Genomic DNA, 15,571 nt, shown 5'->3' on the forward strand with positions numbered 1-15,571 from the left:
GGAAAAAGGGGGCTGTCGCTTGGTGCGGTCAAGGGGGTCGTTGTAAAGCGTCGTTGAGCGGTGAAGCAAAACAGTCCTGCTGCTGTGAGGCAAAACGACAACTGTTGCTCAACGAACTGACGAGCTCTCGTTGTTCCGGGGCCTACGGGTGGGGTGGTCCCGTGTTTCCGGCCTGGCTCGGCAGTGAGTGTCCGAGCAGGATACGACGCACGTAGATGATCTGTGTGCCGCTCCGGGCAACGCGGCTGGGCCGAACGGGTGAGCAACGGGTGAGAAACAGGTGTCCTCGTGTGCGTCCGTGTCGGCGTGTGTGCGGAGCGTGGCCGGAAGCCATCTCCCCGAGGCGCTGATACCCTGGTAGCCCGTGGACCGGTGGGCGTCTGACCCCCGAACCGCACCTCAAGATCGCGACCACGGGAGCCCCCTCTTGGCCATGACCGCTGCTTTTCGAAACAGCACAGCCACGACGACCAAGCACATCTTCGTCACTGGGGGTGTCGCCTCCTCGCTCGGCAAGGGACTGACGGCCTCCAGCCTCGGCATGCTGCTCAAGGCGCGGGGCCTGCGCGTCGTGATGCAGAAACTCGACCCGTACCTCAACGTCGACCCGGGCACGATGAACCCCTTCCAGCACGGTGAGGTGTTCGTCACCAACGACGGCGCCGAGACCGACCTGGACATCGGCCACTACGAGCGTTTCCTCGACCGTGACCTCGACGGCTCCGCCAACGTCACCACCGGCCAGGTCTACAACACGGTGATCGCCAAGGAGCGCCGCGGCGAGTACCTGGGCGACACCGTGCAGGTCATCCCGCACATCACCAACGAGATCAAGCACCGCATCCGGCGTATGGCGACCGACGAGGTCGATGTCGTCATCACGGAGGTCGGCGGCACGGTCGGCGACATCGAGTCGCTGCCGTTCCTGGAGACGGTCCGCCAGGTCCGTCACGAGGTCGGCCGTGACAACGTCTTCGTCGTCCATATCTCGCTCCTGCCGTACATCGGCCCCTCGGGAGAGCTGAAGACGAAGCCGACCCAGCACTCGGTTGCGGCCCTGCGCAACATCGGTATCCAGCCGGACGCCATCGTGCTGCGGTCCGACCGCGAAGTACCGACCGCCATCAAGCGCAAGATCTCGCTGATGTGCGACGTCGACGAGGCCGCCGTGGTCGCCTGTCCCGACGCCCGCTCGATCTACGACATCCCCAAGACCGTGCACAGCGAGGGCCTGGACGCCTATGTCGTCCGCAAGCTGGACCTGCCGTTCCGGGACGTGGACTGGACGACCTGGGACGACCTGCTCGACCGCGTCCACAACCCCGACCACGAGATCACCCTCGCCCTGGTCGGCAAGTACATCGACCTGCCCGACGCCTACCTCTCGGTCACCGAGGCGCTGCGCGCGGGCGGCTTCGCCAACAAGGCCCGCGTCAAGATCAAGTGGGTCACCTCCGACGACTGCAAGACCCCGGCCGGCGCGAAGGCGCAGCTCGAGGACGTCGACGGCATCTGCATCCCGGGCGGCTTCGGCGACCGCGGTGTGCTCGGCAAGGTGGGCGCGATCAAGTACGCCCGCGAGAACAAGATCCCGCTGCTCGGTCTCTGCCTGGGCCTGCAGTGCATCGTGATCGAGGCCGCGCGCAACCTCGCCGACATCCCGGACGCCAACTCCACCGAGTTCGACTCGGCCACCGGCCACCCGGTCATCTCCACCATGGCCGAGCAGCTCGACATCGTCGCCGGTGAGGGTGACATGGGCGGCACCATGCGGCTCGGCATGTACCCGGCCAAGCTCGCCGAGGGCTCCATCGTCCGCGAGGTGTACGACGGCAAGGAGTACGTCGAGGAGCGGCACCGGCACCGCTACGAGGTGAACAACGCCTACCGCGCGGAGCTTGAAAAGAAGGCGGGCATCCTGTTTTCCGGCACCTCGCCGGACGGCAAACTCGTCGAGTACGTCGAGTACCCGCGCGACGTCCACCCGTACCTGGTCGCCACGCAGGCCCACCCCGAGCTGCGCTCGCGTCCGACCAGGCCGCACCCGCTGTTCGCCGGCCTGGTGAAGGCGGCGGTGGAGCGGCAGAGTTCCAAGTAGCACGACAGTTGTACGGTGGCCGGGGCGCGCGCATTCAAAGGCGGGTGCCCCGGCTTCTTTTATGCACGTGGGGAAGGACAGGGCATGACGATCAAGGACGCTCCCGAGGAGTGGGAGATCCGGGCGACGAAGACCCCCTTCGTGGGCAACAAGACCTCCGTGCGCACGGACGAGGTGGTCATGCCCGACGGCTCGGTGGTCGGCCGCGACTACCAGGTCCACCCCGGGTCCGTGGCCGTCCTCGCCCTCGACGACGAGGACCGGGTCCTGCTCATCCGTCAGTACCGGCATCCCGTACGGCAGAAGCTGTGGGAGATCCCGGCGGGGCTCCTCGACGTGCCGGGGGAGAACCCGCTGCACGCGGCCCAGCGGGAGCTGTACGAGGAGGCGCACGTCAAGGCGGAGGACTGGCGGGTGCTGACGGACGTCTACACCTCGCCCGGTGGCTGTGACGAGGCGATCCGGATCTTCCTCGCCCGGGGACTGTCCGAGGCGGACGGCGAGCGCTTCGAGGTCGAGCACGAGGAGATCGACCTGGAGTACGCGCGCGTGTCCGTGCCCGAGCTTGTGCGGGGGGTTCTGGCGGGGGAACTCCACAACAACTGCCTGGTGGTGGGGGTTCTGTCGTTGGTCGCGGCGCGGGCCTCCGGCGGGTTGGACGGGTTGCGGCCGGCTGAGGCGGAGTGGCCTGCGCGGCCGTTCGAGGCGTGACCGTTGCTCGGGTCGCGCCGTTGCTCTTGCGGTTCGTCGCGGGGTGACGGTCGCGTTGTGGCTCGTCGCGCAGTTCCCCGCGCCCCTGAGTAGGTCCTACGATCTGTTGATCCGATCAGGGGACTCTGTACCCGTCACCGCCGCGCTCTGCCAGGAACGTTGCACAGGGTGAACTAGGCTCTGAAAGGCCCGAACCGGGGTCACCGGCGGGCTTTGCGCGTGCGGTGGGACGGGAGTGTGGCCCGTGACGGATCAGGCGGTGGACGCAGGCGGCGTACGGCTGTCCGGCGAAGGCCAGTTCCTGGGGCGGACGCGGGAGTTGAAGGAACTGCTCGCCGACATCGAGCGGGCGGGACTGGACACGCTCTCCGGCCGGAAGGCACCCCGCGCGCGTGTGCTGCTCATCGCGGGGCGCCCCGGCTCCGGCCGGACCGCGCTCGCCGAGGAACTCGTCCGGACGGTCGCTGAGCGTTACGACGACGGGGTGCTGCGCGTCCGGCTGAGCGAGCCCGACGGCACCCCCGTACCGGTCGCGGACGCCGCCCGTGAACTGCTCGCCGCACTCGACGTGCCGGCACCCGCCGGAGCCGCCGAGGACGACCTCACGGCGGTGCTGCGCGAGGCCCTGGCCGACCGGCGCGCCCTCGTCCTGCTCGACGACGCGGTGGCCGCGGAACAGGTGGACGCCCTGCTTCCGGATACCCCGGAGTGCCTGGTCGTGGCCGTTTCGGGAGGTCCGCTGACCGGGATCACGGACGTCCGGCCGTGCACGCTCGGCGGGCTGGACACCAAGTCCGCGCTGGAGCTGCTGACCCGGCACACCGGGTCGGTCCGCATCACCGTCGACCCGCGTGCCGCCGAGAGTCTCGTCGAGGAGTGCCAGGGACACACCGCCGCGCTGATGCTGGCCGGGGGCTGGCTCGCCGCCCGTCCCCAGGCGGCCGTCGCCGATCTGGGCAAGCAGCTGCATGCGGAGAGTGACGAGACCGGCCCGCTCAGCCGGGTCTTCAAGCTCGTCTACGCCTCTCTGCCCACCCCTGCCGCCCGGATGCTGCGCCTGCTCTCCCTCGCGCCGGCCGGCCTCGTCGACCCGCACACCGCCTCCGCGCTCGCCGGCTGCTCGGTGGACGGCGCCCGCTCCACCCTGGACGACTTCGTCGCCCTCGGCCTGCTGCACGCCGTGGACTCACCGCTGCCGCAGTACGAGGTCCCGGGCTGCCTGTACCCCCTGCTCAAGGCCCTCGCGGACACCCAGGACCGGCCGGCCGAACTCCAGCTGGCCCGCGCCCGCATGCTGGAGCGGACCGTACGGCTGCTCCAGTCCTCGCGCGCGATCACCGAGACCGACAGCCCCGACGCCCGCGAGAAGCTCCAGGGCATGCCGCCCTCCGTGCGCTTCCCGACCCCCCGGGCCGCCGAGGACTGGCTGCGCATCCGCAGGCCGGCCCTGCTCGCGGCGGCCCGCCTCGCGGTCGCCGACGGGGAGCTGGACACCCTCGCCCGGCGCCTGATGTCGCAGCTCGTGCGGACGATGGTGGCCCACTTCGGCATGAAGGCCGCCGCCCCCGACCTCTACGGCATCCACGGCCTCGTCCTCGACGTGGCCGAGCGGCGCGCCCTGCCCCGGGAGAAGGCCGCCGCCCTGCTGAACCTCGCCGACCTGGACGCCCAGACCGGCCGCACCCGGGAGGCGCTGGCCCGCTACCGGGCGGCCCTGGACGCGGGACGGGAGGCGAACGACCCGTATGCGGCCGCCCGCGCGATGGAATCCGTAGGCGGCGCGCATCTGGAGCTCGGGGACTACGACCGGGCCGCCGACTGGTTCGGCCGGGCCCTCGCCCAGCGGCTTGCCCGGGACGAGCGTGCCGAGGCCGCCCGGCTGTACGGCCGTATCGCCGCCGCGCACACCTACGCCGGCCGCTACGGCGAGGCGGTGAGGAACTGGCGGGCCGCCCTCGCCGGGCACCGCAAGAACGGTGATGTCGGGGCGCACGCACGGGCGTTGAGCGAGCTCGCCCGGGTCCAGGAGTACGCCGGACGCCCGGAGGAGTGCCTGCGCACCTGCCAGGAGGCCGTGGACTGGGCGAGGCGCGCCGAGGACGTCCGGTTGCAGGCCGCGCTCCAGTTGCGGCTCGCGGACACGCTGGACCGCCTGGGCGATCCCGCCGCCGCCCAGCTGCACCGCGGCGCCGCCGAGCGGCTGCTGGGGGAGGAGCTTTCCCAGGAGGAACCCGGGGCGGAGCAGGCCGAAGACCCGAAACACGATGCTGACGCCTGCGAAATCCGTAGTACACCCGCTGAAGATTGATGCAATGAAAGGCTAGACAGCGGGAACACCTTCATTAGACTGGCTCTGCCGCACCTTCTCCTGCGGTGTCTCCTGGTGTGCTCACGCATGCCCGGGTATGTGTTGTATTGCCCCACACACTCTGAGCCAAGGACCGTGATCCACGTGAAGGTCGGCATCCCCCGCGAGGTCAAGAACAACGAGTTCCGGGTGGCCATCACCCCCGCCGGTGTGCACGAGCTGGTGCGCCACGGCCACCAGGTCGTCATCGAGCGGGGCGCCGGCGTCGGCTCCTCCATCCCGGACGAGGAGTACGTCGCCGAGGGCGCTCAGATCCTGGACACCGCCGACGAGGTGTGGGCCACCGCCGACCTGCTGCTGAAGGTCAAGGAGCCCGTCGCCGAGGAGTACCACCGCCTCCGCAAGGACCAGACGCTCTTCACCTACCTGCACCTGGCCGCCTCCAAGGAGTGCACCGACGCGCTCATCGAGTCGGGCACCACCGCGATCGCCTACGAGACGGTCGAGCTGCCCTCCCGCGCGCTCCCGCTGCTCGCCCCGATGTCCGAGGTCGCGGGCCGGCTCGCCCCGCAGGTCGGCGCCTACCACCTGATGCGCTCGGTCGGCGGCCGCGGTGTCCTGCCCGGCGGCGTCCCCGGCACCCAGCCCGCGCGGGCCGTCGTCATCGGCGGCGGTGTCTCCGGCTGGAACGCCACGCAGATCGCCGTCGGCATGGGCTTCCACGTCACGCTGCTCGACCGCGACATCAACAAGCTCCGCGAGGCCGACAAGGTGTTCGGCACCAAGGTCCGGGCGATCATGTCCAACGCCTTCGAGTTGGAGAAGGCCGTCCTGGATGCCGACCTCGTGATCGGCGCGGTGCTCATCCCGGGCGCCAAGGCCCCGAAGCTGGTCACCAACGAGCTCGTCTCCCGGATGAAGCCCGGAAGTGTCCTTGTCGACATCGCGATCGACCAGGGCGGCTGCTTCGAGGACTCCCGGCCGACCACCCACGCCGAGCCGACCTTCCAGGTGCACGACTCGGTCTTCTACTGCGTCGCCAACATGCCGGGCGCGGTCCCCAACACCTCCACCTACGCGCTCACCAACGCGACCCTGCCCTACATCGTCGAACTCGCCGACCGGGGCTGGGTGGAGGCGCTGCGCCGCGACCCCGCGCTGGCGAAGGGCCTCAACACCCATGACGGCAAGGTCGTTTACCGGGAGGTCGCGGAGGCGCACGGTCTGGAGCACACCGAGCTCGAGACGCTGCTCGGCTGAGTCCGTGACCTGGGCTGATAGCTAAGTCACCTTTTCGTAAAGGCGATACGTCAACAAGGCGCGTCAACGAGGCACATGCGGCCGGACCTTGCCCCACAAGGTCCGGCCGGATGTGTGTATGGTCACTTTGCGACTCTCGGTCAACTCGCGTCGAACGTAACCCTTGAGCCGATTCGTACACCGGCGAAACCTGCCGTGCGACTGCCGTACGCCCTTGACAGCGGGATGTTTCATTGCCGACACATCCTGCCGGGTCCGGCGGATTGTGTTGCTGTGAACACCCGACACGCCATAGAGTCGCCAACCGTCGGCACGGTGCCACGCTGACCTTGTCTAGAAGTTTCCTGGTCACCAAGGAGGTAAGACGACTTGTGAATGAGTCGACATTTTCTCCCGGGGGTGGTCAACCAGGAATGCCTGCCGGGGCCCAGAGCCCCGCAGGGTTCGAGGCTGTCGGCTCCGTCGCGGTGCGCACCTTCGCAGCCCACCAGAGTCCGCAGACCGTGCGGACAGCACACCACAGCATGGATGGCCATCACGTGAACGCCATGGCCGGCGACGGAAGTGGCGCGCCCCACAACCACTTCGCCGACTACGACGAACTGCCCGAGGGGCACTTCTACGACCCCGACGCCGAGTACGAGCCGGATCCGGAGTACGCGGCCACGCTCGCGCCCGACGCGGCCCGCCAGCGCCGTGAGCGCGTGGGCCCGACCGGACGCCCGCTGCCGTACTTCCCGATCCCGGGCCCGCTGACCGATCACGGCCCCGCGAAGATCATCGCGATGTGCAACCAGAAGGGCGGCGTGGGCAAGACGACGTCGACCATCAACCTGGGTGCCGCGCTCGCGGAGTACGGCCGGCGTGTGCTGCTCGTGGACTTCGACCCGCAGGGCGCGCTGTCGGTGGGTCTCGGTGTCAACCCGATGGAGCTCGACCTCACCGTCTACAACCTGCTCATGGAGCGGGGCATGGCGGCCGACGAGGTCCTGCTGAAGACCGCGGTCCCCAACATGGACCTGCTGCCCAGCAATATCGACTTGTCGGCGGCGGAGGTCCAGCTGGTCTCCGAGGTCGCCCGCGAGTCGACATTGCAGCGGGCCCTGAAGCCGCTCATGGCCGACTACGACTACATCGTGATCGACTGTCAGCCCTCGCTCGGCCTGCTCACGGTCAACGCCCTGACGGCCGCGCACAAGGTGATAGTGCCTCTGGAGTGCGAGTTCTTCGCCCTGCGTGGTGTCGCACTGCTGACGGAGACCATCGAGAAGGTCCAGGAGCGGCTCAACCCTGAGCTGGAGCTCGACGGGATCCTCGCCACGATGTACGACTCTCGCACGGTCCACAGCCGTGAGGTCCTGGCCCGTGTGGTCGAGGCGTTCGACGACCACGTCTACCACACGGTCATCGGACGCACGGTGCGCTTCCCGGAGACCACGGTCGCCGGTGAGCCGATCACCACGTACGCCTCCAACTCCGTCGGTGCCGCCGCCTATCGCCAGCTCGCCAGGGAGGTGCTCGCCCGGTGTCACGCCGAGTGAGTCTGCCGGGGGCCGACGAACTGTTCCGTACGACAGGGGGGATGGCGCTCCAGGCGTCCACTCCCCGGCGGGGGGCCAACGGCGAGGCCCGGGTGCCGGCTCCCGCGGGGGAGTCCGACGCGGTGGCGGCCGAGGACGCGCCGCAGTCCGTGCCCGCACAGGGCGGGGACGGCGACGGCGCCGAACATGTGGCGGCCGACGCCGACGGCTCCGAGGAGGGCGAGTCCCGCAGCCGGGCCGCGGAGCGCTCCGCGCGTGGTCGAGGGGCGCAGGAAGGTTCTGCCTCCGAAGCCGGGCAACCCCGGGGCAAGCGCGGACGCTCTCCCTCGCGGCGGCCCAGTGGGCGGGAGCGGCACGACGAGAAGATCACCGTGTACGTCTCGGCCGAGGAGCTCATGGATCTGGAGCACGCGCGCCTGGTGCTCCGGGGTGAGCACGGGCTGGCGGTGGACCGCGGGCGGATCGTGCGCGAGGCGGTCGCCGTGGTGCTGGCGGATCTGGAGTCCCGCGGGGACGCGAGCATCCTCGTACGCCGACTGCGTGGGCGGTAGCGGTAGCCTGCGAGGGCTATGACCTCGAACGACGTTCCCCCCGGCCCCGGCGCTGCTGCCGGCCGCCGGCGTGTGCTGGGGCGGGGCGCTCCGCGGGTCGAGCCGGTCACGGAGGCGGAGGTCGAGGCCGGGCCGGTCTCGGAGCAGCCGGAGATCGAGGCCGCGGAGATTGAGGGCGCCGAAGCCGAGGTCGTGGTGGCTGAGGTTGCGGAGACCGAGTTCGCGGGAGCGGCGGCTGGGGTCGCGGGCATCGGGGTCGCGGAGACCGAGGGCGCGAATGCCGAGGTCGCGGAGGCTGAGGGCTCGGAGGTCGAGGCCGCAGAGACCAAGCTCGCGGGTACCGAGTCCGCGGAGGCTGGGGTCGCGGAGGTCGAGCCCGCGGATATCGAGTCGGCGGAAGGCGCAGCCGCTTTGGCTGAGTCCGCGTTGTCTGGGGTCGCGGAGACCAAGCTCGCGGGTACCGAGTCCGCGGAGGCTGGGGTCGCGGAGACCAAGCTCGCGGGTACCGAGTCCGCGGATATCGAGTCGGCGGAAGTCGCAGCCGCTTTGGCTGAGTCCGCGTTGTCTGGGGTCGCGGAGACCAAGCTCGCGGGTACCGAGTCCGCGGAGGCTGGGGTCGCGGAGACCGAGCCCGCAGAGACCAAGCTCGCGGGTACCGAGTCCGCGGAAGCTGGGGGCGCGGAGGTCGAGTGCGCGGAAGCCGAGGTCGCGTCGGCCGCGGGTGCGGAGACCGAGCCTGCGGGGAGCGAGCCTGCGGGTACCGAGTCCGCGGCGGCTGCGGGCGCAGAGATCAAGGCCGCGAGAGCCGCAGCCGCGTTCGCTGAGGTTGCGGAAGCCGAGGCTGGCGGCGCGGAGGGCGAAGCTGCGGAGGCAGGGACGATTCCACCGGAGGACAGCGAGTCCGGCGGGGTGTTCAAGGTTCGGCTCGCCAACTTCGAGGGGCCCTTCGATCTGCTCCTCCAGCTGATCTCCAAGCACAAGCTGGATGTGACCGAGGTCGCGCTCTCCAAGGTCACCGACGAGTTCATGGCGTACATCCGGGCCATGGGGCCGGACTGGGACCTGGACGAGACGACCGAGTTCCTCGTCGTGGCCGCCACCCTCCTCGATCTCAAGGCGGCTCGGCTGCTGCCCGCCGCGCAGGTGGAGGACGAGGCCGACCTGGCGCTCCTCGAAGCCCGGGACCTGCTCTTCGCGCGGCTGCTCCAGTACCGCGCGTACAAACAGATCGCCGACATCTTCAACCGGCGGCTCGACGAGGAGGCCCGGCGTTACCCCCGTACCGTCGGACTGGAACCGCACCACGCCGAGCTGCTGCCCGAGGTCGTCATCAGCATCGGGCCCGAGGGGTTCGCGAAGCTCGCCGTGAAGGCGATGCAGCCCAAGCCCAAGCCGCAGGTGTACGTCGACCACATCCACGCGCCTCTGGTCAGCGTCCAGGAGCAGGCGGGGATCGTGGTCGCACGGCTCAGGGAGCTCGGTGAGGCCAGCTTCCGCCTGCTGGTGGAGGACGCCGACGGCACCCTGACCGTCGTGGCCAGGTTTCTCGCGCTGCTCGAGCTGTACCGGGAGAAGGCCGTGGCGCTGGACCAGGAGACCGCGCTCGGGGAGCTGATGGTGCGGTGGACCGGTGGCGCGGGCGAGGCCGAGCCGATGGTGACCGACGAGTTCGACCGAGCGCCAGAGCCGCCCAAGGAGGACAAGGCGTGAGCGAGGAGACCACCGAGGTCCCGGCGGGGCTGCCGAGCGTCGCCGACCTCGAACTGAAGCCGGCCCTGGAGGCCGTCCTGATGGTCGTGGATGAGCCCGCGACCGAGGAGCACCTGGCGAAGATCCTGGAGCGGCCCAAGCGGCAGGTCACCAGGGCGCTCAGGGAGCTGGCGGGCGAGTACGCCGCTCAGGGGCGCGGTTTCGAGCTGCGGCACGTCGCGAACGGCTGGCGTTTCTACTCCCGGGCCGCGTACGCCCCGGCCGTGGAGCGGTTCGTCCTGGACGGGCAGCAGGCCCGGCTCACCCAGGCGGCGCTCGAGACGCTCGCGGTGGTCGCCTACCGCCAGCCGGTCAGCCGAAGCCGGGTCTCCGCGGTGCGCGGAGTGAACTGTGACGGTGTGATGCGCACCCTCCTCCAGCGGGGTCTGGTGGCGGAGGCGGGCACGGAACCCGAAACAGGTGCGATCCTGTACGTGACGACGAACTACTTCCTGGAGCGGATGGGCCTGCGCGGTCTGGACGAGCTCCCGGAGCTCGCGCCCTTCCTCCCTGAGGCGGAGGCGATCGAGGCCGAGACCCAGGAAGCCGTACCGTCGTTCGATCCGGACGCTCCGGATTCCGAGGACACAGACGACGACTAGACGGAAACTTGATGCGAAGCAGCAGCGGCAGGAACAGCAGCGGAAACAACGGCGGGAGCCGTGGTGGCAACAGCGGCGGCCGCGGCGGGAGCAGCGGTGGGCGTGGCGGCAGCACCGGTGGTCGCGGTAATTACCGCGGTGCCGGCAACGACCGCGACGACAAGCAGGGCGGCCGGCCGAAGAAGCCCCGCCCCGAGGAGCGCCGCTACGACGTGGGCCCCGGCGGCACCCACGAAGGACCCAAGTCCGGGCGTGGTGCCTCCGCGCGGGGCGGCGCCAAGGGCGGCCCGAAGCAGGGCCAGGGCACCGGGCGCGGACGTACGGCGCCGGCGAGTTCCCGTGAGTACGACGCCCGCGCCGAGGAGCGCAACCGGGAGCGGTACGCCGGCAAGAAGGACGTGAAGCTCCCCAAGACCTTCCCGGGCGCCGAGCAGGAGGGCGAGCGGCTCCAGAAGATCCTCGCGCGCGCGGGCTACGGCTCGCGGCGGGCCTGCGAGGAGCTCATCGAGCAGGCGCGGGTCGAGGTCAACGGCGAGATCGTGCTGGAGCAGGGCAAGCGGGTCGACCCGGAGAAGGACGAGGTCAAGGTCGACGGCCTGACGGTCGCGACGCAGTCGTACCAGTTCTTCTCGCTGAACAAGCCCGCCGGTGTCGTCTCCACGATGGAGGACAACGAGGGCCGGCAGTGCCTCGGGGACTACGTCACCAACCGGGAGACGCGGCTCTTCCACGTGGGGCGGCTCGACACCGAGACCGAGGGCGTCATCCTGCTCACCAACCACGGTGAGCTGGCCCACCGGCTGACCCACCCCAAGTACGGCGTGAAGAAGGTCTACCTCGCGCACATCGTGGGCCCGATCCCGCGTGACCTGGGCAAGCAGCTCAAGGACGGCATCCAGCTGGAGGACGGGTACGCGCGCGCGGACCACTTCCGGGTCGTCGAGCAGACCGGCAAGAACTACCTCGTCGAGGTCACCCTCCACGAGGGGCGCAAGCACATCGTCCGCCGGATGCTCGCCGAGGCCGGCTTCCCGGTCGACAAGCTGGTGCGGGTCGCCTTCGGCCCCATCACCCTGGGCGACCAGAAGTCGGGCTGGCTGCGGCGGCTGTCCAACACCGAGGTCGGCATGCTGATGAAGGAAGTCGACCTGTAGTCCCGCCTCCCTACGCGTGTGCGTGCGGCCGGTTCCGGAGTTCTCCGGAACCGGCCGATGCGTTTTCGCCCTCCCGGCGGTCTGTCTCCGTGACGGAGGGAGTGGGGATGGACGCGAGAACCGGGATCGGTGAGCAGAGGCGTTCGGCAGCGCTGGAGGGCCCTGTGCGGCCTTCGCGGCCCATCGGGGCCCCCGGGGCCCGGGAGGTCCCCGCGAGGCCGCCGAGGGGCCTCTGCGGCGGTCCGGCGGCGGTGCTGTCGTGAGCGCGGGGGAGCTGCTGGAGCGCTCGCTCGCCTACGCGCTGGGCAGTGTGGCGGAGGCGCGGGAGGTGGGCCTCGGCAGGGGCACCCCATGCGGCGAGTGGAATCTGGGCGAGCTGCTCGGTCATCTCGACGACTCCCTGGACGCGCTGTACGAGGGGCTGAGCGGCGGCCGGATCGGGCTGCTCCCGCACACCGACCGGGTCTGCGGCTTCCGTACGCGCGCGCGTGCCGTGCTCGGCGCCTGGGCCGCCGGGCCGCCCGAGGACGTGCTGGTGGGTGAACGCCCGCTGGACGTGCGGGTGATGGCCGCGGTCGGCGCGGTCGAGATCACCGTGCACGGGTGGGACGTGGCCCGGTCCTGCGGACGGCCCCGGCCCGTTCCGGACGGCCTCGCGGCCGAACTCCTCGCCGTCGCCCGGTGCGTGGTGGGCGAGGAGGACCGGGGCGTGCGGTTCGCCGAGCCGGTCGCCGTGCCGTCCCGTGCGCCCGACGGGACCCGGCTGCTCGCCTTCCTGGGCCGGCGCCTCTGAAGACTTGTGGAACACTGGCGCGCTCTTTATAGTCGTCATGACTATTAGTCCTGGCGACCATGAAGGGGGCGAGTGCGGTGGATTACGACAAGTACGCCCACGAACCCTTCGCCGTCACGGTCGACCTCGCCGTCCTCACCGTCGACGAAGGCGCCCTGCGTGTGCTGCTCGTGGAGCGGGGGCAGGAGCCGTACGCCGGACGCTGGGCACTGCCCGGCGGCTTCCTGCACCCGGACGAGTCCGCGGAGACCGCGGCCCGGCGCGAACTCGCCGAGGAGACCGGGCTGCCGGACCTCTCCGGGCTGCATCTGGAGCAGCTGCGGACCTACAGCGAGCCCGACCGCGACCCCCGGATGCGGGTCGTCTCCGTCGCGTTCGCCGCACTGCTGCCCGACCCTCCCCGGCCGCACGGCGGCGGCGACGCGGCCGACGCCCGCTGGGTGCCGTACGACCAGGCGGGACCGCTCGCCTTCGACCACGACCGCATCCTGGCCGACGCCCACGAACGCGTCGGCGCCAAGCTCGAGTACAGCTGCCTGGCCACCGCCTTCTGCCCGCCCGAGTTCACCCTCGGCGAGCTCCAGCAGGTGTACGAGACCGTCTGGGGCACCGCCCTCGACCGGCCCAACTTCCGCCGCAAGGTGCTCGCCACGCCCGGCTTCGTCGAGGCCGTCCCCGGCGCCGCGCGGCTGACCGGAGGCCGCGGCAAACCGGCCGCGCTCTACCGTGCGGGACCCGCCACCACCCTGCACCCCCCTCTCCTTCGACCGTCCCCGGAAGGACGCCCCGCATGACCACCATCGCGACCCAACGCGCCGCAACCGGAACGCTCGTCGGCCTCGCCCTCGGGGACGCCCTCGGTTTCCCGACCGAGTTCAACGACGTGCCGTCGATCCTCGCCAAGTGCGGCCCCTGGCGGGAGATGGAGCTGCGCACGCCCGCCGTCGTCAGCGACGACACCCAGATGACGCTGGCCGTGGGCAGAGGGCTGCGGGCGGCGATGGACCGGGGGGTGCTGGGGCCCGAGATGGCGGAGCCGCTGCGGCGGGAGTTCATCGCGTGGAACCGCTCCCCGGAGAACAACCGGGCCCCCGGCAACACCTGCCTGCGGGCCTGCGACCTGCTGGAGCGCACCGATCTGGCCTGGCAGCAGGCCAGTCAGATCGGCTCCAAGGGCTGTGGCGCCAACATGCGCGTCGCGCCCGTCGGGCTCGTCCCCGGGCTCAGCGACGAACAGCGCGCGGGCGCCGCCCAGTTGCAGTCCGCGCTCACCCACGGCCATCCGACGGCGCTCGCCGCGTCCGACCTCACCGCGCGTGCCGTACGGCTGCTCGCGCAAGGTGCCGGAGCGGGCGAACTGGTCGGGCTGCTGCGGTCGTACGCCGTGGTGAACCGGGGCCGCTACCACGACCGCTGGCTCGGCGACCTGTGGACGCGCAGCCAGGACGCGACGCCCGGGCAGTTCATGGCGCGTGGCTGGGACGAGTGCCTGGCGGTCCTCGACCGGCTCGACGACGCCGTGCGCACCGCCTCGCCGGAGGAGGACCCGTGTCTGGCCACCGGGGCCGGCTGGATCGCCGAAGAGGCCCTGGCGACCGGGCTGTTGTGCTTCCTGCAGTTCCCCGAGGAGCCGCTGACGGCCCTGCGGCGGGCCGCGTGCAGCTCCGGCGACTCCGACTCGATCGCCTGTCTGACGGGCGCCTTCGCGGGCGCCCACCTGGGCGCGGACGCCTGGCCGGTCGAGTGGGCCGACCGGATCGAGTACGGCAGCGAGCTGGTGACGCTCGGGGCGCTCTGGGACGCCTAGGCGAGCTCGATCGAGTCCCCGCTGACCTTGATCCGCTGCTCCGGCAGCGGTTCGGCGGCCGGCGGGTTGGCCACCGAGCCGTCCGTGATGTTGAACTTGCTGCCGTGGCACGGGCAGTTGATGGTGCCGCCGGACACGCTCGTCACCGCACAGCCCTGGTGGGTGCAGATGTTCGAGAAGGCCTTGAACTCACCCTTCTTCGGCTGGGTGACGACGACCTTCTCGTCCTTGAAGATCTTCCCGCCGCCGACCGGGATCTCGCTCGTCTTCGCCAACTCGGTGCCGGCCGAGGCCTCCACCGAGCTGGACCCGGAGTCGCCGCTGTCGCCGTACTTGCTGCAGCCGACGGTCAGCGGGACCGCGCCCGTCGCGAGAAGGAGCGTGCGCCGCGTCGGGCTGTGCGTCATGTCGTGACTCCGAAGGTGCGGAAGAACCAGAGGGCGGAGGTCAGCCAGAGGATCGTGAGCGCGGTGAAGACGAGCCCACCGACGATCGGCAGCAGCCACCCCGGAAGGCGCTCCGAACGGAGCAGCAGCATCTTGGCACTGAAGGCACCGAAGAAGAAACAACCGAAGAGCGAGTGCCACAGAACGCGTGATGCGTACGACTGGAAGCCCAGCGCGTACAGACAGTGCACCGCGACCGGGACCGCCACCAGGAAGGCCGCACGGCCGGACCAGCGGTGCAGGGTGGACGACCAGCGCGGGCCCGGCAGCTTGCCGTACACCATCAGGGCCGAGACGAGCTGCACGAGCGCGAAGAAGAACGCGACCGTCGCGAGCCAGGACTTCACCGCGCCGGTGCTGCTGAAGCCGGCCAGATTGAAGGCCGTCCCGGCCGGGTCGTGGATCTTGCCGTAGGCGCCCAGGGCGACCGCCACCGCGGCGGCGACCAGGGCCGGGATCAGGAAGCGGGCCGGGCCTGGGCCGCGCTCGGGTTCGGGGGAGGGCCAGCTCTGGGTGGCCGCGTTCGGGTCGACGGTCATGATCGGCTCCCT

Annotated in this window: 14 protein-coding genes; 12 read left to right on the top strand and 2 right to left on the bottom strand. The window is 70.6% G+C overall.

Annotated elements, in window-relative coordinates:
• Nucleotides 1-433: 433 nt before the first annotated feature.
• From ACFYZ8_RS24290 to ACFYZ8_RS24345, 12 genes are all read left to right on the top strand, one after another.
• Entirely contained in the window at nucleotides 434-2,098 is a 1,665-nt protein-coding gene (locus ACFYZ8_RS24290) for a CTP synthase (protein WP_359031880.1), read from the top strand.
• An 84-nt stretch (nucleotides 2,099-2,182) separates the two neighbouring features.
• Nucleotides 2,183-2,809: an NUDIX domain-containing protein gene (locus ACFYZ8_RS24295; RefSeq protein WP_388536302.1), complete on the top strand. Its 627-nt coding sequence runs from the start codon at nucleotides 2,183-2,185 to the stop codon at nucleotides 2,807-2,809.
• Between the two features lie 244 nt (nucleotides 2,810-3,053).
• Complete coding sequence (locus tag ACFYZ8_RS24300) at nucleotides 3,054-5,117, top strand: tetratricopeptide repeat protein (protein ID WP_388536300.1); 2,064 nt, start codon at nucleotides 3,054-3,056, stop codon at nucleotides 5,115-5,117.
• Nucleotides 5,118-5,261: 144 nt separating this feature from the next.
• A complete protein-coding gene (ald, locus tag ACFYZ8_RS24305) occupies nucleotides 5,262-6,377 on the top strand; it encodes an alanine dehydrogenase (protein WP_388536341.1) in 1,116 nt (371 codons plus the stop codon).
• A 413-nt stretch (nucleotides 6,378-6,790) separates the two neighbouring features.
• Nucleotides 6,791-7,918, top strand: coding sequence for a ParA family protein (locus tag ACFYZ8_RS24310; protein ID WP_037899489.1), 1,128 nt, complete (start codon nucleotides 6,791-6,793; stop codon nucleotides 7,916-7,918).
• The gene (locus ACFYZ8_RS24315; protein ID WP_359031882.1) at nucleotides 7,903-8,469 is read left to right on the top strand and encodes a hypothetical protein; all 567 of its coding nucleotides are present in this window, start codon (nucleotides 7,903-7,905) and stop codon (nucleotides 8,467-8,469) included. Before ACFYZ8_RS24310 ends, ACFYZ8_RS24315 begins: the two co-directional genes overlap by 16 nt.
• A 789-nt stretch (nucleotides 8,470-9,258) precedes the next feature.
• Nucleotides 9,259-10,179: a segregation and condensation protein A gene (locus ACFYZ8_RS24320; protein WP_388536339.1), complete on the top strand. Its 921-nt coding sequence runs from the start codon at nucleotides 9,259-9,261 to the stop codon at nucleotides 10,177-10,179.
• Entirely contained in the window at nucleotides 10,176-10,820 is a 645-nt protein-coding gene (gene scpB, locus ACFYZ8_RS24325) for an SMC-Scp complex subunit ScpB (protein ID WP_359031883.1), read from the top strand. Before ACFYZ8_RS24320 ends, scpB begins: the two co-directional genes overlap by 4 nt.
• Nucleotides 10,821-10,831: 11 nt before the next feature.
• Nucleotides 10,832-11,974 (top strand): pseudouridine synthase, encoded by a 1,143-nt coding sequence (locus ACFYZ8_RS24330; RefSeq protein ID WP_359031884.1) that lies wholly within the window; start codon nucleotides 10,832-10,834, stop codon nucleotides 11,972-11,974.
• A gap of 259 nt (nucleotides 11,975-12,233) precedes the next feature.
• Nucleotides 12,234-12,767 (top strand): TIGR03086 family metal-binding protein, encoded by a 534-nt coding sequence (locus tag ACFYZ8_RS24335; RefSeq protein WP_388536297.1) that lies wholly within the window; start codon nucleotides 12,234-12,236, stop codon nucleotides 12,765-12,767.
• A gap of 77 nt (nucleotides 12,768-12,844) precedes the next feature.
• Entirely contained in the window at nucleotides 12,845-13,561 is a 717-nt protein-coding gene (locus ACFYZ8_RS24340; RefSeq protein ID WP_359031886.1) for an NUDIX domain-containing protein, read from the top strand.
• On the top strand, nucleotides 13,558-14,574 hold the full coding sequence (locus ACFYZ8_RS24345) for an ADP-ribosylglycohydrolase family protein (RefSeq protein ID WP_388536295.1): 1,017 nt from the start codon (nucleotides 13,558-13,560) through the stop codon (nucleotides 14,572-14,574). Before ACFYZ8_RS24340 ends, ACFYZ8_RS24345 begins: the two co-directional genes overlap by 4 nt.
• On the opposite strand, the gene ACFYZ8_RS24350 is transcribed toward ACFYZ8_RS24345, so the two are convergent.
• The gene (locus tag ACFYZ8_RS24350) at nucleotides 14,571-14,981 is read right to left on the bottom strand and encodes a Rieske (2Fe-2S) protein (RefSeq protein WP_388536293.1); all 411 of its coding nucleotides are present in this window, start codon (nucleotides 14,979-14,981) and stop codon (nucleotides 14,571-14,573) included. The genes ACFYZ8_RS24345 and ACFYZ8_RS24350 overlap by 4 nt on opposite strands.
• A complete protein-coding gene (locus ACFYZ8_RS24355; RefSeq protein ID WP_388536291.1) occupies nucleotides 14,978-15,559 on the bottom strand; it encodes a DUF6529 family protein in 582 nt (193 codons plus the stop codon). The genes ACFYZ8_RS24350 and ACFYZ8_RS24355 overlap by 4 nt, the downstream gene beginning before the upstream one ends.
• Between the last annotated feature and the right edge of the window lie 12 nt (nucleotides 15,560-15,571).

It is taken from the genome of Streptomyces sp. NPDC001668 (genome assembly GCF_042893155.1).
Taxonomy (GTDB): domain Bacteria; phylum Actinomycetota; class Actinomycetes; order Streptomycetales; family Streptomycetaceae; genus Streptomyces.